Origin of the sequence: Pseudoalteromonas sp. SG41-1 (assembly GCF_014164575.1) — a bacterium.
Taxonomy (GTDB): Bacteria; Pseudomonadota; Gammaproteobacteria; order Enterobacterales; family Alteromonadaceae; genus Pseudoalteromonas; species Pseudoalteromonas rhizosphaerae.
Genome location: NZ_JACJFL010000004.1, coordinates 17343 through 37092, shown reverse-complemented (window position 1 = coordinate 37092; position 19750 = coordinate 17343). Strand labels below are relative to the sequence as shown.

Below are 19750 nucleotides of genomic sequence, written 5' to 3'. Positions count from 1 at the left end.
AATGTCTATTTCCCTACTTTTGAATAGGCTAGTATCCAGATGCTAATAATTATTAAACCAAGTACGCAAAAAAACATAAAAAAAATTGCACTTGGTTATTAGAGCAGTGTCAAAAACGTCAAATTAGTTACACTGTTTTTTACACCACAGGACATTTTACCAATGATTGCCAAAAAATAACGGTTTTGGCTCAGTCACAAAAGCGCGTTGTTGTGCTCGGTGGTGATGGCAGCCTGCATTTGGCTGTAAATGCATTGATGGGATTGAGTTGCTCGTTGGCGTTATTGCCTCAGGGGACGGGTAATGATTTTGCACGCGGCTTTGGCTGTTCAAACTCAGCTTGGCGTAATGCTATTTTTAGTGAGCATCAAGTAAAAATCGATATTGGCCAAATAAATAGCCGTTACTTTATTAATATTGCGGGGGTTGGCTTTGATGCGCATGTAGTACAGGCATTGCAAACCAAGCCTGCATTATCCGCTTTAAGTTATAGTTTAGCTGGCTTTAAGTGTTTATTCGTTTATCAGCCTTCTCGCTTGGCTGGGAGTTTTGCAGGGCAGCAATGCGAATATGGTAATTTGATTACTGTATTTGCAAATCATCATTATTTTGGTGGTGGGTTGATAATAGCGCCAAAAGCACAATTGAATAGTGGCTATTTAGAGTGCTATCGCGTGCCTACGCGTGGTTTGTTAGGTAACCTCTACAGTTTTGTGCGCTTATTGCTACGTAAGCACCACGGTATGAAAGAGCTCAACTACCAGCGCTTAGAAATTGCTTATATAAATACGCCTGATTTACCAATCGAAGCAGATGGTGAGCTGGTAGGCGTTACCCCAGCGGTGGTGACTATTCATCCGCTCGCGTTGCGTTTTTGTATGCCGCAATGTTAAATGACGAGTAATATGTTAGTAATAAAAAAGCGCCTAACAAGTAGGCGCTTTTGGCGTTAGTTGCGTATATACGCATTCTAACTGGGGATGGAGCGTTTATTAGCAAATGATGCTTTATTAGACTCAATAAACGCTTTAATTCTTTTTGTTGGAGTCAGTACAATAGCATTACCAAGCAGTACTAAACTAAAGCCGATAAACGTATTGGCTTGCCAACTAAAACCTTCAAATAATGTACTTAAAGTCACTGCAACTAATGGAAATAACACAATCACATAGCTGGCACGTTCTGGGCCGATATTTTTTAGTAGTGCAAAGTAACATGCAAATGCAATAACCGTCCCAAACACCGATAAATAAACTAATGAATACCAGTAGCTTGCTGGGGCCGACAGGCTAAAATCGGCACCGCTGATGATTACATATACAAATAAACCAATAGCGCTGTATAACATGCCCCATGCATTGCCCTGCATGACGCCAATACGTTGTTGAGAGTTACGTACGCTGATCATATTCCCTAATGAAGCCACAAAGGTGCCAGCTAAGGCAAGTAGCAAACCGACCAACGCCCCATTACTCAAGTCGAACTGCTGTAATTGTGGCCAAAACAGACTGATGATGCCCAATACCCCTATCAATGCACCCGTATAAATACGTTTAGCGATGGGTTTACCAAAAAATAATCGGGTATTTACAATGTTCATTAATAACAACATTGAAAAGGCGATTGATGCCATGGCTGACGTTAAATAATGTTGTGCCCAGTAAAGTACTAAGTAATTAAGGCCAAAGTTACACAGTGCTAGTAATACGAAAAAGCCATGATCGCGACGACTATAATTCATCGGTAATTTTTTAATATTCACCCATACCCACATTAGAATTGCAGCCAAACTAAAGCGATAAAATAGTGAAACTTCAACGGCGATATCGCCAAGTTGAAATTCGATTGCGAGCCAGGTAGAGCCCCAAATTAAAACGGTTAGTGCATAAAGCACGATACTTTTCATGGCCTTGGTCCATTATGTCGATTAAGTGTTTATTTTAAGATACTTCTGTATACTTAACATACACAGAAAACTATAAATGCAACCTATACAGATTGTACGGCTTTAAGGTGTCTACTATGTCGCTGGTGATCAGCAAAACCAACCATGACTTTTTATATCAGCAAGTAATGCAGCTGGTGCGTGAGCTGAGTGAGCAGGGGACACTATTACCAGGCGAAAAACTCCCCTCATTACGTAAAATGGCCACTAAGCTGAATGTCAGTATTCCGACGGTGAAATTGGCTTACCAATCACTTGAGGCACAAGGTTTGGTTGAAGCACGAGAAAAGTCAGGCTATTTTTTAAAAACGGCACATACCCAGTTAGCGCGGCCAAAGCGGGTTAAACTCAATCGTGAGCCAGTTTCGGTCAACATGCAGGTATTAATTGAGCAAGTGTATGATGCAATTCATCAAGCCGATGTCGTACCGTTTGGCATTGCTAATCCTGTTGCTGCCGCTCCAACTGATAAAATGCTAAGTCGTACGATGCGCCGGGTTATGTCGATTGCCGGCAGTCGCGCCATAAATTATGGTGCGATGGATGGTTTTGCACCATTGAAAAAGCAGTTAATCCATCGTTATTTAGATTTTGGCATTGGTGTTGACTCGCAAGAACTTGTGATCACCAACGGTGCTCAAGAAGCACTGGCGATCGCGCTAAAATGTGTCACTAAAGTAGGTGATGTGGTGGCGATCGAGTCACCTTGTTATTTTGGTATCATTGAATTGATCGAAAGTCTGGGCCTCAAGGCGCTCGAGATCCCGCTGTGTCCTGATGATGGGATCTGGCTTGATGATCTGAGCCAGGCTTTACATGATCACGATATTAAAGCCTGTGTGTTCTCTACTTCGATCAATAATCCTGTGGGTAGTTTTATGCCTGATCATAAGCGTAAACAATTAGTAGAGTTATTGGAATCTCAAGATGTGGTGCTAATTGAAGATGATGTGTATGGTGATTTACATTTTACCCCGCAGCGCGGTACACCCGCTCAGGCTTACTCAACAAAAGGGTTGGTATTAACCTGTGCATCGTTTTCTAAAACTGCGGCGCCGAGTTATCGTGTTGGCTGGTTGATTGCCGGAAAGTTTGCTGCCAAAGCGCGTCGCTATAAGCGTGCATTGAGTTGTTCTACTTCATTGATCAATCAATGGACGTTATATGAATTTATAGTTAGTGGTGATTATGATCGTAATATAAAACTACTGCGACAGCGTCTACGTTCTAATAAAGAACGAATGATTTGGTGTTTACAACAGGCCTTTCCGAGTACCGCTAGGATCAGCGATCCGCAAGGCGGATGTGTGATCTGGATTGATTTAGGTGCGGCTTACGATAGTGTAAAACTATTTCAACTGGCATTAGAAAGTGGCATTAGCATTACTCCGGGCTATATTTTTTCAGCCACTAATAAATATCGCAGTTGTATTCGATTAAGTTATGGTTTGCCATGGGGTGAAAAAATTGAACAAGCTATTATAAAGCTAGGTGAGTTAGTGCATTTAGCGAAGAAATAGCATGGCATAAAAAAGCAGCACCTTTAAAAAAGAGTGCTGCTAAAGGGATATCAAACTTTTAGCGTTTAGAACCTGAGTTCAAGTTAGTTATTTTGTTTATAACTAAATAATTGGTAGTCTTTCAATTCTGGAACTAGTTTAACTAATTGTTGCTCTTGATCAGCAATGGTTGAAAAATTACCGCACAGTGCATCAGCGCGTTTTTCAAGTTGGTTAGCTTGTTGCTCAACTTTGGCTTCAATTTCAGCTCCCATATTTTCCATGCGTTGTTCAAAGGCTTGCATATCGCCACCAGAGCCCATTAGTTCTGAACCTACAGCCATTAAAATACTACCCATCGATTGCATCATCGCAGCTTGTACAGCGCTTTCTATTTGCTCATCAAATTGGCTTTCAAAGTTTTCGCCAAATTGGCTAAAGCTTTGTTGGCCCATTACAAAAGCGCCTTGTTGGTAAAAGGTGTTTTGTACTTCTACCTGAATATCAGCCATTAATTCATTAATGCTATCTAGGCCATCGATATTAAATGCATTGGCGACTTCTTCAATGGCGACCCCGGCAATTTTAACGCCTTCAAGAGCAATGTTCGCGACTTCTGGTAATTGGCTACGCAGACTGTCTGAATAATTACTGATAGCTTGGTGTTGTTGACTGTTGAGTGTCAAAGTTTGGCCATCAATCATTAACTCGCCACTATTTATAAAAGTCATAGTGTGGTTATCAGCTGTAAAAATTTCTAATTCATTTGGCTTAATACGCACATCATTTTTAAATTCAACGTCACATGTGTCGCCGCTAAAAGAAATATTCGTCTCATTGTCATTGTGTGCCATTGCCCCTGTGGCAATGAATAAAGAACTTATTAATAGTAATTTTTTCATTTTTATTTCCTGCTAATTTGTTGATTATGACCAGTACGTATTTAACGTATTTAATACATATCAAGTTTAGTGCCAATAATTATTAGTAAATAAAAACAAAGGGTTAATTGTTTTTTGCTATTTTTAAATTGTATTAGGAGGTTATAAAAAAGCCATTTTTTAGTCATTTTGACTAATTTACATTGATACATAAAATATACTTATCGTTTCGATAAAAAACTCTCACTTTCCAGAACTCAAATTTAGCGCTATTTATTCACAATATCGACATAACACTATTTTAGAATCGCGTTATGGCTTTATTTTGGTGCTTTTTCATACGGTGAAATAGTGCTGAACATTTTTAATTTACCAATGATAGTGATAAAAATCCTTAATTGGTCTCAAACACTTTATGGAGTGGGTTGTGGGTAAGACATTTAGTTACGATGCGCTAGATGACGATTTTGTTGAAGACGAGTACGAAATGGTCGGGCGTAATCAACACGACAAGAATAAGCAAAAGGTTAAGAAAAAGTTGGAAGACTACCTTGAGCAAAAACGCTTGCGTAAAAACTTGGGCGATGATGACTTAGATGAGTATTTAAACGACTAAGAGATAATTTAAATAAAGAGGCAATTTGCCTCTTTATTGCTTTTAGAGTTTAGATATTACTGCTTTTAAGGGCTTTGATAATAGCACCTTCGATTTGCTGCGGTTTGGTAAATGGTGCAAAGCGTTTAATTGCCTCGCCGTCACGGCCAACTAAAAACTTAGTAAAATTCCATTTTATTTTGCGGGTTAAAAATCCAGGTAATGCTGATTTTAAATGCCTGAATACGGGGTGGGCGTTTTCGCCATTAACATCAATTTTACTCATCATCACAAAATCAACACCGTAGTTAATTAAACAACCTTGCGCTATTTCTTTTGCGCCGTCAGGCTCTTGTTTGCCGAATTGATTGCACGGAAAACCAATAATTACTAACCCTTGATCAGCGTATTTTGCATGTAATTGTTGTAAACCTTCGTACTGTGGAGTGAAGCCACATTTACTGGCAGTGTTGACAATTAACACAACTTTGCCTGCGAAATCTGAAAAATCAATGCTTTGGCCTTGCAAATTGCTGGCTGAAAGTTGATAGAAGTCGTTCATGTTGCTCTCTAGTTATTGTTGTTTGTTAAATTCTATCCTGAGTTGTGATAGACATACAGCTTAAATTATCATCACATTGCATAGACCATTTTATTTTAACTTGCATGATTAAAGCTTTTGAGTAAATGTTCAATCAATAATCGCACTCTGTATGGCATTAAATCTTTACGTGGATACACTAACCAAGAGGCATTGTCTGTTACCTGAAACTCATCAAGTAAGGTAATTAGTTGCCCGTTTTCAATATACTTATCAACAATATCAGTGGCTAAATGGGCAATGCCTAAGCCTGCTAATGTCGCAGATAATAGTGCGCGCGGATGGTTACTGCGCCAGTTGCCGGCAACTTTTACCTCTTTAATATCGCCGGCAAAATTAAATCGCCAACGTTTCCCCATGGCAATTAAGCAATTATGAGCGGTTAATTGTTGAGGCGTAGTTGGGGTTGGGTGATGTGCTAAATATTCTGGACTGGCAACGAGAGTCATGATTCGTGGGCTAAGTGGTCGTGCAATTAAGTTAGAGTCTTGCATACGGCCAAAACGGATCGCTAAATCAAAACCTTCTTCAACTAAGTCGACATTACGATTGTTGAAGTCCATATCTACTTCAACCTCAGGGTAGCGTTTTACAAACTCAACAATTTTAGGTGCTACATGACATGCAACAAATTCACCAGCACCAGAAATTCTAATGACCCCTTTGGGTTTACGTTGCTCACCTTGCAGTTGATTATTAGCATCAATTAGCTCTTGTTTAATTGCTTTGAGCTTTACGGCATATTCGCGGCCGGCATCGGTGAGGCTTATTTTTCGGGTGGTACGTTGAAATAGCAATGAGCCTAAGCGGTTTTCAAGTTGCTGTACTTGGCGGCTGATATGGGAAGTTGATACTTCCATGACTTTGGCTGCTTTGGTAAAGCTGCCATGTTCAACCACATGTAAAAATTCATCAAGGCCATGCCACATAATTTAGTTCTCAAATATTAAGTAATTATAGTTTATACCATCTATTGTTGCAGCTGTGCAAAAGTGATTCTCTGAGCTTAGTCTTTAAATTAATGCTTAAATCCCTACAATTAGGTGGTCAGCAAATTTTAGCTCACACTAAATAATGAGCACCTCAAAGCAATGGAGCAAGCATGTTAAATTTCAGTTTTGCAAACCCAACCAAGATTCATTTTGGCGAACAGCAAATTGCCTTAATCAAAAATGAGATCCCGGCAGACGCAAAGGTACTTGTTACTTATGGCGGTGGCAGTATTAAAAGTAATGGTATTTATGATCAGGTGGCTGCGGCGTTAAGCGAACACACTTGGTTTGAATTTGCCGGTATTGAACCTAACCCAAGTTACCAAACATGTATGAAAGCCGTTGCTTTGGTTAAAGAAAAGCAAGTTGATTATATTCTTGCTGTAGGCGGTGGTTCGGTAATTGATGGTAGTAAATTTATTGCCGCAGCAGCTAATTATGACGGCGAGCCATGGGATATTCTAGCTAAAGGCGGTGAGGTAAAATCAGCAATAGCATTAGGTGTTGTATTGACTTTGCCAGCAACGGGTTCTGAATCAAATTCTTTTAGTGTGGTTTCAAACCTTGATAGCCACGATAAACTGCCTTTTGCGAGTCCATTAGTACAGCCACAATTTGCAGTACTCGACCCTGCGGTGACTTACTCATTACCAAAACGTCAAGTGGCAAACGGTATTGTTGATGCGTTTGTACATACCATGGAACAATACTTGACCTATGATGTAGGTGCAAAACTTCAAGATCGTTTCGCTGAAGGTATTTTAATGACCTTACTTGAAGAAGGACCGAAAGCGTTCAGTGAGCCAGATAATTACCAAGTACGCGCTAACATTATGTGGTCAGCAACCATGGCATTGAATGGTTTAATTGGTGCTGGTGTGCCACAAGATTGGTCAACGCATATGTTAGGCCATGAGATGACAGCGGTTTATGGTCTTGATCACGCACAAACCTTGGCAATTGTACTACCGCGCATGATGGCGGAGCAAAAAGACACTAAGCGCGGTAAAATCTTACAATACGCAGAGCGTGTTTTAGGCCTTGATATTAGCGATGAAGATACGGCTATTGAGCAAGCGATTGCAGCAACAGAAGCGTTTTTTCATAGTGTTAATATGCCAACGCGTTTAAGTGATTATAACTTAGGTGAAGAAGTCGCAGACAAAATTGTTGCGCAACTAGAGCGCCATGGGATGACGGCACTCGGTGAGCGAGAGCAAGTCACGCTTGATAAGAGTCGTGCAATTTTATTAGCCAGCGTTTAAGGCTACTTTTAGCGCATTACAAATGCGCTAATTTAAGATCAAAAATAAACCCATACCAACAAGTGTTGTGTAGTAAATGTTATGCGTTTTATATGCGACAATAATAGCTGCTATTGCCGCACTGAGGTATGGGTTTTGCCAATCTAAATTTATCCCCTCGTCTGTTACAAACACAATAGGTACCCAAATCGCGGTAAGTACCGCCGGTGCGCTAAAACTTAAAAACTGCTGCATTTTCGGGCCAACTTTAAATGGTAGGTCACGATGTAAAAATAAGTAACGGGTAAAAAAGGTAATACATGCCATAAGTAAAATAGTTGTTATCATCAATTATGCTCCAATTTACCTTGGATACGGCTAATAAGGTAACCGATAGTCATCGCCGATAGTGCCGCAGCTACTAACCATAATTCAAACCCCTGGCTTTTTAAAACGGTAGCCACAACAGCAGCGCTTACAACCGTTGCCAATGTAGCTAGATTTTTAATACCAGGAATTACTAATGCAATAAAAGTTGCAGCAATAGCAAAGTCTAAGCCTAAATTAGTGAGATCAGGTAGCAGACTGCCCGCTACGATGCCAATTAATGTCCACAAGTTCCAAGTAATATAAAAGCTAAAGCCGGCACTGAGCGCGTAGATCAAGCGAGTTTTAGTTCGATAAGCTTTGCGATGATGGGAAAACGCAAACAGCTCATCAGTGAGTACAAAGCTTACCGGTAAGCGCCAGCGTAGCGACTGATCAATCACTTTATGACGCACCGCTAAGCCGTATAAAAAGTGCCGTGAGCTAATTATGAAGGTGGTGAATAAAATAGTTAATAAAGGCGTATTGCCAGCCATTAGCTCTATAGCGACTAGTTGGGCGGAACCGGCAAACACTAATAATGACATGGCTTGGGTTTCAAATGCGCTAAAGCCATTTTGAATTGCCAGTGAACCACATAAAATCCCCCAAGGGATCACTGCTAAACACAGTGGTAGCATATCTAAAAAGCCTTTTAGGAGTGCGCGTTTGGTGCTAAGTGTCATTAATATTATTCATTACGGTAATTAATGCCCTTAGTCTGCCATAGATCAATTAACCCTGAACAGCAAAGATGCTAAATTAACAAAAGTTTGAAATAATAAGCTTTTACGCAAAAGAGGTTAAGCATGCATAAAATTAAAGTATGGGATGGGTTTATTCGCAGTTTCCATTGGTTGTTAGTTATTGCAATTGCGGCGCTGTATTTTAGTGCTGAAGAAGGCATGATGGAATTACACTTTGTGGCTGGCTTTTTCACCTTAGCGCTACTAGTAACACGTCTTATTTGGGGCTTGATTGGTAGCAAAACAGCTAAGTTAAGTGCATTGTTTCATTCACCTAGCGCAGCACTAAAATCATTTAAACAAACAGATAATAAACCAGGCCATGGCGCAGCGGGCAGCTACATGGTGTTGGCATTTTTTATTTTATTACTGGCGCAGTTAGTAAGCGGCTTAATGACCACCGATGACATTTTGACAGATGGCCCATTAGTGCAGTATGTATCAAGTAATGTAGTTGAATGGGCCGGCTGGGTGCATCATAAGAACTTTGATTTATTGTTGTACGCGATTATTCTCCATATTGTGGCAATTGTAATTTATCGCATGAAAGGTAAAAATTTAGTCAAAGCAATGGTTACGGGCTATGCCGCTGAAAAAAATAATGATAGTAATGAAGAGCTAACAAAATCACCGTGGACTGCGATAATTATTCTTGTCGTTGTATTTGCGGCATTACTGATGACATGGGGCGCAGAGCCTGTGGCTTACTTGTTTAGTTAAACTGTTTAACAGATCAAAAACGGCGCTAATTTAGCGCCGTTTTAGTTTTAAGATGATCGCATTAAAGATTAGTCTTTAAATGATGTGTGGCAATCTTTACAGCCTTTAGCCCATGGGCCAAATGCTTTAGCAATTACTTTTTTATCGCCTGTTTGCGCGGCAACGGCTAGTTCGTCAGCATATTGTTGAAATGCTGCTGCTTTTTTCATAAAGGTTTCGTTATCGCTCCAAATAGCAGGTAATGCAGATGTGTCACCTTTATCACTGCCTGCAACGAATGCTTCCCATGGCATTTTTGATAATGCAGCAGCATTATTTGCACGATGCTTAAACTGTTCTGCGTCAAAAGGTACTTTGCCTTTTAGCATGTCACCCATATCACCAATTTGGACACGGATCATTGAAAATGCCGCTTGGCGGTACTCAATGGCGTCACTAGGCTCTTCAAATACAGAGTTTGCTGTTGCACCAAATGTTAGTGCACAAAGTGTTGCACCTAAAAATAATTGCTTTAACTTCATTCCTTTTGCCCCTTATATGTAATTCATTGCTTGTACAGTTGCTGTTGTATATCAGCAAGTCAGATTATTCAAGTATATTGCGGTTAAACTGAACTGTTATTGAATTATAAAACTAAGATTGTATCTTAATTATTGATATCAATATCAGCAAAGATCATTCCTCTGCGCATACTACGAGTAGCTAAAAACACCTCACCCAGTAAAGACATAAATGCACAAATAAGTAGTGCCATTGCGCCAACAAAACAACTGCCGATGGAAACACCTAAATTAACTGATTGAATATGAGACAAAAATAACAGCATGACCACGGCGCAAACAAGTACCGCACTTAATACACTTAAACTAAAGGCAATATGGATACAGCGAGAGCGTTTCAGCAGTGCTCGTAGCTCGGTTGTTAGCGATGAATTAAATTCTTCATCGGTACTTACCTTTAATTTTCGTTCAAGTTGACGAGCACGGTCGGTAATTCGAGCTAAGCGATTAGATAAAACCCCCAGCGTAGCAGCAATACCAGTAATTAAAAAAACTGGCGCAACGGCTGTTTGGATTACTTTTGCCATTGTTAGAATATTTATAACATCAGAGTTCATTGCTTTCCTTTTAGGTACATTGGTAGATTTTAATTATTCCGTTTACAAAGATTTACATTTATTTTTTTGATTGTTTTTTTATTTAAAACAGTCACTTAGTGTCAGTTTGTTAATTTTCACATTGCTTTTTGTAATTTACATGTAATCGAATTGTTGTCATTTTGGGTGTTGAAGTTCTATATTAGTCTCGCACTTAATTTATGATCATCAATAAGTACAATAATACATAACATATCCCAGGGGAAATCATGTCTAAGAATCTAATAAAAAGAACGGCGGTTGCAACCGCTGTAACAAGCATCTTAGTTGCAGGTGCTGTAAATGCAAATACTATAAATAACAGCGCACTTAAGAATACTAGCTACACACCAGTATCACAGACCGATATTGTTAATAAAAATCAACCTTCAGCATACCTTGTTGTTTTAAAGGCAAAAACAGCAGCTGATATGATGGAGCAAGGTGCCTATAATGTTTCTGATGCTCGTCAAAGTTATGACCAAGTAGCAACGTTACAAAGCCAAGTTCAAGATAAGTTATTTACTCTTGATAGTAATGTAAAAGTACTTGGTTCTACTAAAATTTTGGCACCGACGTTAATTGTTCAAGCAAGTCAAGGTGCGCTAGATCGAATTGCAAAAGACTCACGCGTAGAGCGTGTTTTACCTATGTTTGATTACGACCTTCATGTTGCAGCAACCGCTGACTACATCAAAGCGTCGCCATTAGTAGTAAATGGTACAGTTACAGGTGCAACGCAAACTGTTGCAGTATTAGATACGGGTATTGATTATACTCACAAAATTTTTGGTGGTGAAGGAACCGTTGAAGCTTATGAGGCAGCTCAAGCAGATCCTACCACAGTAAATTGGCCACAAGGCCAAGTTATGGGTGGTTATGACTTCATACGTAATGATGCTGATCCAATTGAAAATGATCCAGCCGCTCCTACAGAAGAAGATGCACCAACAAGCCATGGTACATCTGTATCTCACTCAGTAACAGGTATTGCACCAGCGGTGGAGCTATACGTGTATTCAGTGTGTGGCGGCGGTTGTCCAAGTGCAGCACAGGTTTCGGCATTAGAAGCCGCTATGGATCCAAATGGTGATGGTGATTCAGAAGATCGTGTTGATGTAATCAATATGTCTTTAGGTGGAGAGTTTGGTGACACATACATCGGTGGCGGTGCGCAGTTCTTAATTCAAAAAGCGGTTGAGGCTGGTGTAAACGTTGTTATTTCTGCTGGTAATGATGGCGATAACCCATTCCGTATTGGTGGCCCTTCTACAACTCCTAACGCATTATCTGTTGGCGCGATGACGCATCCTACAAATGATGTTGGCGTTGCAACAGGCACAATTGAAGGCGCAGAGACCACAATTCAGCCGTCAGGTTTTGGTCCACAAACTGCGTTTGTAATGACAGATGCCGATGCTGAAGTTGTTTACCCTGAAGAAAACCAAAATGGCTGCGAGGCATTCTCTGCTGAAACTGACTTTACTGGTAAAGCGGTAATTATTGACCGTGGTGCATGTAATTTCACGGCAAAAGTATTAAATGCTCAAGACCGTGGTGCTAAGTTTGTATTTATAGCAAACAATACTGATGATGGCACGCCTGCTCCAATGGGTGGCTTTGATGCTGCAGTAACAATTCCTAATGTTGGCATTAACTTTGCTGCAGGTGCAGCAATGAAAGCTGCTTTAGCGGCCGGTGAAATGCCAACATATACCATAACGATTGAGCGTAAAGTGACTGCGGGTGCAGTTGCATCATTCTCATCTCGTGGTCCATCAATGGATGGTTTATTAAAACCTGAAATTACAGCGCCAGGTACTGATATTATGGTAGCGGCAACTGGTACACAAGATCAGCTAGCTCCAGCAACAGGTACTTCGTTCTCAGGTCCGATTACTGCCGGTGCTGTTGCATTAGTTCGTGAAGCGCATCCAGAGCGTAATGCGTTTGAAATAAAAGCGACAATCATGAATGCGGCTGATTTAAACGTAACCGTAGATCCTATTAGTATTAACCCAGATTCACCACTTGCACCAATTAGTTTAATCGGTGCAGGCTTAGTGGATGTTGAAAAGGCGGTTAATTTACCTGTCGCAGCATGGGTTGAAGATGATGAGTATGAAACTAAACAGGCTGCGTTATCATTCGGTTTAGAACGCATGACAGAAACAACCAGCTTTACAAAAACAGTGACGCTGAAAAACTTCTCTGATGCAGACAAAACATATGACCTTCGTATTGAAGAGCGTTATATGAATGATGTGGATACAGGTGCTGTTAGCTTTGATATTCCACGTAGTGTAACTGTTGCGGCAAATACGGTAACAACATTCGAAGTAACCATGACAGTTGATCCATCTAAACTTCATGAGTGGACATTAGAAAACCCATTTAGCCAAGATGATCTAGCTGCTCGTAGTCCGTCACTGACAATGGCTGAATTTGATGGCGCATTGGTATTTGATGATACTTCAACAGCCGATACGGATCACGACTTACACATTGTTTATCATGCATTACCTAAGGCCGGTGCTGAGTTAGAATTCTCTTTTGAAGATATCGATGGTTCTACGCAGTTAGTTGTTGAGAACGTTGGTGCGCTGGCTGTAGAGCCAACATCTGAGCAGGTCGTTGCATCTAGCCCTGAAAATGCTGAGATAGATTTTGACATTCTTAGCACTACATTTGCTGCTTATGCATCTGAAACATGTGATTCTGGAGTGTTTATTACCTCTTCAATTCAATTACGAGATGAAATTACCCATATGCGTCAAGTCGGTGTTCGTATGAATCTCGATATTGATAATGACGGTGTTTATGATCACTTTATGATGAATCTTAATGATGTTGGCCGTGATGCTGCAATACCTGGACGCAGCCGTACATTAATTGGTGAAATCGATGCGGCGGGTGAGGATGTATGGCAATGGGGTACACCTATGTATCATGCTGCTGGCGAAGATACAGTGACCTTCTCTGGATGTAGTAATCTGTTAGGATTAGATGCAAACATGCTGGGAGGAACAATTAATATTGCAGCTTCAGTTGGTTACCCAAGTTATCAGGCTGGTGTATTCTTCGAAACAGATAGTGCAGCTGGTTCTACTGTGTTTACAGCGAACCCTGCAGTAACAATGTATGCGACTGATAGCGTAGATAATGCAATCACTAAACTAGAGCCAGGTCAAAAAGCTGTTGTTAAATCTAGCGGTGCGTTTGCTCTTACATCACCTGCAGGAACGAAAGTTTATTTATCTGCGCCACGAGATATTCCTGGTGCACCTAAAGTACCTAACTTAGTAATTGAAGATTTTGCAATCGACGAAACAATGCTTACTGGTTTAACTATTGGCACAATCAAACTCGATGCTGAGGCAGCACTTGATATTGCTTATTTTGAAACTTTGAGTATGTCTGCTCCGGGTCTTATTGTTGATGCTGATACTGGTGATATCATTGTTGATAACACTGATTTAATTGACTCAGAAGCTGGTCTTAAAGAAATTACAATCACAGTAAAAGCTGTTGACGTTATTGGTACTGAGTCTGCACCAGTAACATTTACAGTAACAATCAATAACGTAGCTGATGAACTTCCGGTTGTTGCTGAAGGTCAAAAATTCAACGTGATTGAATCTGCAGCTGAAGGTACTGTTATTGGTAAACTAGCAGCGGAGCTTTTCGAAAGTTCAGCAACGATGATTGTTTCAGGCAGTGTTAAAGGTTCTGACGTAATTGCAATTAATGAAATGGGTGAATTAGTCGTTACTGGTAGCCTAAATCATTATGCAATGCCAACACTTGAGTTAGAAGTTACGCTAACTGATGATAGCGGTTTAGAGTCTGCACCTGTTACTGTAATGCTTAACGTGGAAATTGATCCTAATTCACATGCACCGATGATTGAGATGAATCAACGTTTCAGAATTGATGAAAATGTTGCTTTAGGAACAACTATTGGTACTCTTGCATTCTCTGACCCTGATTCTGATGTGTCACCAGTTGAACGCTTTATTGTATCAGGTAGCCATTTAGTTTCAGTAAATCCAGATGGAACAATTGTTACTGCTGGCGAAATTGATTACGAATTTGACCGTGAAATCGTATTCAGTGTTCAAGCTGAAGATAGCAAAGGTTATGTGTCTAAAGCCGTGAGTGTTGTTGTTGGTGTTAACAATCTACGTGCGAACGATGATGACGACAATGACAACTCTGGTTCTCTAGCATGGTTAACGCTGCTTGTAGCACCGTTTGCATTTATGCGTCGCCGTAAACAAAAGTAGTAATATAGCCTCTAAAGGCATATAGCTTTAGTTAAAATACCGCCATTGGGCGGTATTTTTTTTGTTTTAAATTTATTGTGATTACCTAAAATGGTTACACTTTTTGTTTCAATGTTGTTTTTTTGTTTCTTGCTGGTGTAGTATTCGGGACTTGATGTTTCTTTTTGGGGACATTTAATAACAATAATCTCATCAGAGGAATTTATGTCTAACAAGTTAATAACAAAAACAGCCTTATCAATTGCAGTATCATCAGCGCTAATGGCGGCATCGGTAAATGCACAAACAGTGCAAACAGCACACAGTATTACCGCTCTCAATAATTTCTCTACAGCTACATTTAATGAAACCGAAGTTAAAGAACAGTTACCATCAGCTCATATGATTGTGCTAAGAGCGACAACCGCCGCCGATCTAATGGCGCAAGGTATTTATCAAATAGGTGACAGCCGTGCAACCATTGCACAAATTGAGCAAGTGCAAAGTGAAGTGACAATTGAACTAAGTAGTCTAGATTTTGGTACAAAAGTAATCGGCCAAACTAAAGTGCTGGCGCCTACTTTGATTGTACAAGCAAGCCCTGAGGCGTTAGAAAAAATTGCCCGTGACTACCGAGTTGAGAAAGTGCTGCCAATGTATGATTATGAATTACATGTCGCCGCATCTGCAGATTATTTAAAAGCTTCACCATTGGTTGCAAATGGGGTTGTAACAGGTAAAGGTCAAACGGTAGCGGTACTGGATACAGGTGTTGACTACACGCACAACGTTTTTGGTGGTGCGGGTACCGTAGAGGCGTATGACGCAGCTCAAGCTGATCCTACTTCTGTAGCTTGGCCGCAAGGCATCGTACATGGTGGCTACGACTTTATTCGTGACGATGCTGATCCAATTGAACATGATCCTGTAGTCGTGATCCCCGATGTTGATGAACCGACCAGTCATGGTACGTCTGTTTCTCACTCTGTCACTGGAATTGCTCCTGAAGTAGAGTTATATGTGTACTCAGTGTGTGGTGGTGGTTGTCCAAGTGCAGCACAAGCATCAGCATTAGAAGCGGCAATGGATCCTAATGGTGATGGCGATATCTCTGACCGCGTAGATGTTATTAATATGTCTTTAGGTGGCGAGTTTGGTGGCACTGAAACTGACGGAGGTACTCAATACTTAATTCAAAAAGCGGTTGATTTAGGTGTAAATGTTGTTATCTCAGCAGGCAATGATGGCGATCATCCTTTTCGTATTGGGGGACCAAGTACCACGCCAAACGCACTTGCAGTTGGTGCGATGACGCATCCAACATTAGATATTGGGATTGCTTCAGGTACCGTGCTTGGAGAAGAGGTTGTTTTTCAAGTTTCAGGTTTTGGTCCGCAAACCGCATTTGCTATGGCAGATACCGATGCTGAACTTGTTTACCCAACCGCAAATCAAAATGGCTGTGAAGCATTTTCAGAAGACACCGATTTTAATAATAAAGCGGTGCTTATAGATCGTGGTGAATGTAATTTCACGAAAAAAGTACTGCATGCACAACAGCGCGGCGCATCGTTTGTATTTATTGCAAATAACGAAGATGACGGTACTCCTGCTTCAATGGGTGGATTTGATGCCACGGTTACCATCCCAAATATTGGCATTACTTATGCTGCCGGGGCAGCGATAAAAGCGGAGCTTAAAGTATCAGGCAAGGCTACATATAGCTTAGTTGTTGAGCGTAAAGTAACATCAGGTGCTGTGGCAACCTTTTCATCGCGCGGTCCATCAATGGATGGTTTATTAAAACCTGAAATCACAGCGCCAGGTACAAGCATTATGGTTGCAGCAACTGGTACGCAAGATCAACTAGCTCCAGCTTCAGGTACATCCTTTTCAGGACCGATTACTGCCGGTGCGGTTGCGTTAGTACGCGCAGCGCACCCACAGCGTAATGCCTTTGAAATTAAAGCAACATTAATGAATACGGCAGATCTAAATGTGACTAATGAGCCGCTTAGCACAAATCCAGATTCTGAATTAGCACCAATTAGTATGATTGGTGCTGGTTTAGTTAACGTTGAAAAAGCGGTTAATCTGCCTGTTGCAGCATGGGTTGATAATACCGAGTTTAAAACTAAACAAGCGGCATTATCGTTTGGCTTAGAAAATTTTACTGGCGTTAGGTCAATCAGCAAAACAGTCACCGTGAAAAATTTCTCGACACAAGAAAAAACCTACAAATTACGGACTGAAGCACGTTACGCAAATGATAAAAACAGCGGTGCAATCAGTTGGGATATTCCAGCCAGCGTAACAATTCCCGCAGGTCAAACTACAGAGTTTGATGTAACGCTAACGGTTGATCCTAGTAAATTGCACGAGTGGAAACTGGAAAACCCATTTGATGCCGAGTCGGTAGCTGCACGAAGCGCCGCATTAACGCTCGCAGAGTTTGACGGCGCCTTAGTGTTTGACGATGTGGATGATACTGATTCAGATTATGCGCTACATGTTGTTTATCATGCGCTACCAAAAGCGGCTAGTGAATTAAGTATTGCTCCGGAAGTGGTTGGTAATGAGATGCAACTTATCGTTGAGAATACCGGGGCAACAACAGTTTCAACAATGACAGAAAATATTGTTGCAACTGGTAAAGTTAAGTCAGCAGCAGAGGCACCGTTCAATATTCTTGCAACTACATTCAATGCAATAGCAGCTGAAGGATGTGAATCTGGTGTATTAGTTACAGCATCGATTCAGTTACGTGATGAGATCACTCATGTATTCCAAGCAGGTTATCGTTTAGATATAGACACCAACAACGATGGTGCCTATGACTTCCTTATGCAGAACTACAATGACCGAGGTCGTAAAACGACTTCGCCAGGGCGTTCACGTACTGTTATTGGTACTATCGATGACGCTGGCGCAGAAACGCTTCGGTTTTTGACACCGTTATATCAATCAGCCGGTGCAGATACTATTACCTTCTCGGTATGTAGCAGCACACTTGGATTAACACGTGATAATTTAGGTGATCCGTTAAATATTAAGGCATCTGTAGGCTATCCATCTTATGGTGGCGGCGTGTACTTTGAAACAGATAGTCTAGTTGGCGCTACGACCTTTAGTTCTTCAGCGTCAGTGAGTTTAACTGCGGTGGATGGCAGTGATACAGTCGTAAATCAACTTGCGCCAGGTGAAAAAGCGATTGTGAATGCTAGTGCGCCATTTGCTTTTACAGCATCGTCATTACAAGATGTACTGAAACTAGTGACTGCTGAAGACTTAGTGTTACCAAAAACGCAGGCTCCTAAGCTTGCAAATGCATCATTTGATGTTGTTGAAAATGCGGAAAACGGCCATCTCGTTGGCACCTTGAGTGTTGTGGAATCAGATAGAGATTTAGCGATTGCTGAGTTTTATGTGCAATCGCAAACTCATCAAGGCTTTAGTGTTGATAATAAAGGGCAAATTCTTGTATCAAACAGCGAGTTAGTTGATTTTGAAGTTGGTAAGCACATCGCTGAACTAGTCGTTGTTGCCATCGATACTTTGGGAAATACATCAGAGCCAGCTGTTATTACTATTAACATTACCAATGTTGCAGATGAAGCGAGCGAAGTAACCCCAATTATAAATTCTGGCCAAGTATTCTCTGTTGCAGAAAACACCCCAGTAGCTACCGCATTTGCTCAATTAGCTTTCACAGATCCAGATAACAGTTCAATCACTATGTTTACTGTAGCGGGAAGTGATGCAATCACGATTGATAATACGGGGATGCTAACCGTTGCTCAACTACTTAATTTTGAAGAGCAAAGTACTATTACGTTAGAGATAGTCGCAATTGATGAAGATGGTCATCAGTCAGCTGCTGAAATTGTGACGATTAACGTGTTAAATGTCGCTGATGAAGGAGCAGAAGTTGCGCCAATTATCGAAGCCGGGCAAACTTTTAAAGTGCAAGAAAATGCCGTGGTAGGCACTGTGATTGGTCAAATACGTGCTATTGATCCAGATACAGCAGTAACACCAATTGTAAGCTACACAGTTGCAGGTCATAACGGTATTGCAATTGATGAACTTGGCCAAATCACAGTGGCGGGTGACGTTGATTATGATGCAACACCTGAGATAAAGCTGATGGTTAGCGCAACGGATAGTGCTGGTAATCAATCTGCAGCTGTTGAAGTAACAATCACTGTAGCGCAAGACGCATTAGAAAACACGCCAGTTATTGCTGATAATCAACGCTTTAGTGTTGATGAAAATACAGCGCTTGGCACTGTGATTGGTAAACTTAACTTTAGTGATCCAGATGCTGATGTAAGTCCTGTTACTAAGTTTATTGTGTCAGGCACTGACTTAGTCACTGTTAATGCTGCGGGTGAAATTGTTGTTGTAGGTAGTATTGATTATGAATATGAGCGTAACTTTACATTTAGTGTTATCGCTGTTGATAGTGCGGGTAATAACTCTAAAGCTGTTGATGTTGAAGTACGAGTAAAGAATATTGTGGGCAAAGATGACGATAATAATGACGGTGACAGCGGTTCACTAGCATGGTTAACATTGCTTATTGCACCATTTGCATTTATGCGCCGCCGAAAACAAAAGTAATTAATTGTTTAGTTAGTCATTTTAATTATCAGTGATTAACGAGCAAAGTTAATCAAACAAAGGGAGCTTAGGCTCCCTTTTTACATTGCTTTACAAACTAATATAGGTAATCAACAGCTAGTTAGATATATTGCTAGT

The 19750-nt window shown here is 40.7% G+C and carries 15 protein-coding genes; 7 read left to right on the top strand and 8 right to left on the bottom strand.

The window, feature by feature from the left end; translation table 11 throughout:
- Positions 1-122 precede the first annotated feature (122 nt).
- A complete protein-coding gene (locus H5203_RS04575) occupies positions 123-893 on the top strand; it encodes a YegS/Rv2252/BmrU family lipid kinase (RefSeq protein WP_310736542.1) in 771 nt (256 codons plus the stop codon).
- Between the two features lie 77 nt (positions 894-970).
- Here H5203_RS04575 and H5203_RS04570 read toward each other — a convergent pair whose 3' ends face one another.
- A complete protein-coding gene (locus tag H5203_RS04570) occupies positions 971-1906 on the bottom strand; it encodes a DMT family transporter (protein ID WP_145240025.1) in 936 nt (311 codons plus the stop codon).
- 116 nt (positions 1907-2022) lie between these two features.
- On the opposite strand from H5203_RS04570, the gene H5203_RS04565 reads away from it, so the two are divergent.
- Positions 2023-3465, top strand: coding sequence for a PLP-dependent aminotransferase family protein (locus H5203_RS04565; protein ID WP_145240023.1), 1443 nt, complete (start codon positions 2023-2025; stop codon positions 3463-3465).
- 83 nt (positions 3466-3548) lie between these two features.
- Here the strand turns inward: H5203_RS04565 and H5203_RS04560 are convergent, their stop codons facing one another.
- The gene (locus H5203_RS04560) at positions 3549-4346 is read right to left on the bottom strand and encodes a YggN family protein (protein WP_145240021.1); all 798 of its coding nucleotides are present in this window, start codon (positions 4344-4346) and stop codon (positions 3549-3551) included.
- Positions 4347-4752: 406 nt separating this feature from the next.
- Between H5203_RS04560 and H5203_RS04555 the strand changes: the two genes are divergently transcribed.
- Positions 4753-4941, top strand: coding sequence for a PA3496 family putative envelope integrity protein (locus tag H5203_RS04555; protein ID WP_145240019.1), 189 nt, complete (start codon positions 4753-4755; stop codon positions 4939-4941).
- Between the two features lie 49 nt (positions 4942-4990).
- Here the strand turns inward: H5203_RS04555 and H5203_RS04550 are convergent, their stop codons facing one another.
- Entirely contained in the window at positions 4991-5482 is a 492-nt protein-coding gene (locus tag H5203_RS04550; RefSeq protein WP_182819428.1) for a glutathione peroxidase, read from the bottom strand.
- 95 nt (positions 5483-5577) lie between these two features.
- Entirely contained in the window at positions 5578-6450 is an 873-nt protein-coding gene (locus tag H5203_RS04545) for a LysR family transcriptional regulator (protein ID WP_182730733.1), read from the bottom strand.
- Positions 6451-6623: 173 nt separating this feature from the next.
- On the opposite strand from H5203_RS04545, the gene H5203_RS04540 reads away from it, so the two are divergent.
- Positions 6624-7778 (top strand): iron-containing alcohol dehydrogenase, encoded by a 1155-nt coding sequence (locus H5203_RS04540; RefSeq protein WP_145240013.1) that lies wholly within the window; start codon positions 6624-6626, stop codon positions 7776-7778.
- A 27-nt stretch (positions 7779-7805) separates the two neighbouring features.
- Here H5203_RS04540 and H5203_RS04535 read toward each other — a convergent pair whose 3' ends face one another.
- Both H5203_RS04535 and H5203_RS04530 read right to left on the bottom strand, forming a co-directional pair.
- The gene (locus tag H5203_RS04535; RefSeq protein ID WP_145240011.1) at positions 7806-8105 is read right to left on the bottom strand and encodes an AzlD domain-containing protein; all 300 of its coding nucleotides are present in this window, start codon (positions 8103-8105) and stop codon (positions 7806-7808) included.
- Complete coding sequence (locus H5203_RS04530) at positions 8105-8809, bottom strand: AzlC family ABC transporter permease (RefSeq protein WP_259401909.1); 705 nt, start codon at positions 8807-8809, stop codon at positions 8105-8107. Before H5203_RS04530 ends, H5203_RS04535 begins: the two co-directional genes overlap by 1 nt.
- Positions 8810-8932: 123 nt before the next feature.
- Between H5203_RS04530 and H5203_RS04525 the strand changes: the two genes are divergently transcribed.
- The gene (locus H5203_RS04525) at positions 8933-9589 is read left to right on the top strand and encodes a cytochrome b/b6 domain-containing protein (RefSeq protein WP_182730734.1); all 657 of its coding nucleotides are present in this window, start codon (positions 8933-8935) and stop codon (positions 9587-9589) included.
- A 68-nt stretch (positions 9590-9657) separates the two neighbouring features.
- On the opposite strand, the gene H5203_RS04520 is transcribed toward H5203_RS04525, so the two are convergent.
- On the bottom strand, positions 9658-10110 hold the full coding sequence (locus H5203_RS04520) for a cytochrome c (RefSeq protein WP_182730735.1): 453 nt from the start codon (positions 10108-10110) through the stop codon (positions 9658-9660).
- Positions 10111-10235: 125 nt separating this feature from the next.
- The gene (locus tag H5203_RS04515) at positions 10236-10706 is read right to left on the bottom strand and encodes a DUF2721 domain-containing protein (protein WP_145240002.1); all 471 of its coding nucleotides are present in this window, start codon (positions 10704-10706) and stop codon (positions 10236-10238) included.
- A 248-nt stretch (positions 10707-10954) separates the two neighbouring features.
- Between H5203_RS04515 and H5203_RS04510 the strand changes: the two genes are divergently transcribed.
- Both H5203_RS04510 and H5203_RS04505 read left to right on the top strand, forming a co-directional pair.
- A complete protein-coding gene (locus H5203_RS04510) occupies positions 10955-15010 on the top strand; it encodes a S8 family serine peptidase (protein ID WP_145240000.1) in 4056 nt (1351 codons plus the stop codon).
- A gap of 204 nt (positions 15011-15214) precedes the next feature.
- Entirely contained in the window at positions 15215-19612 is a 4398-nt protein-coding gene (locus tag H5203_RS04505; protein WP_182819427.1) for a S8 family serine peptidase, read from the top strand.
- Positions 19613-19750: the final 138 nt, after the last annotated feature.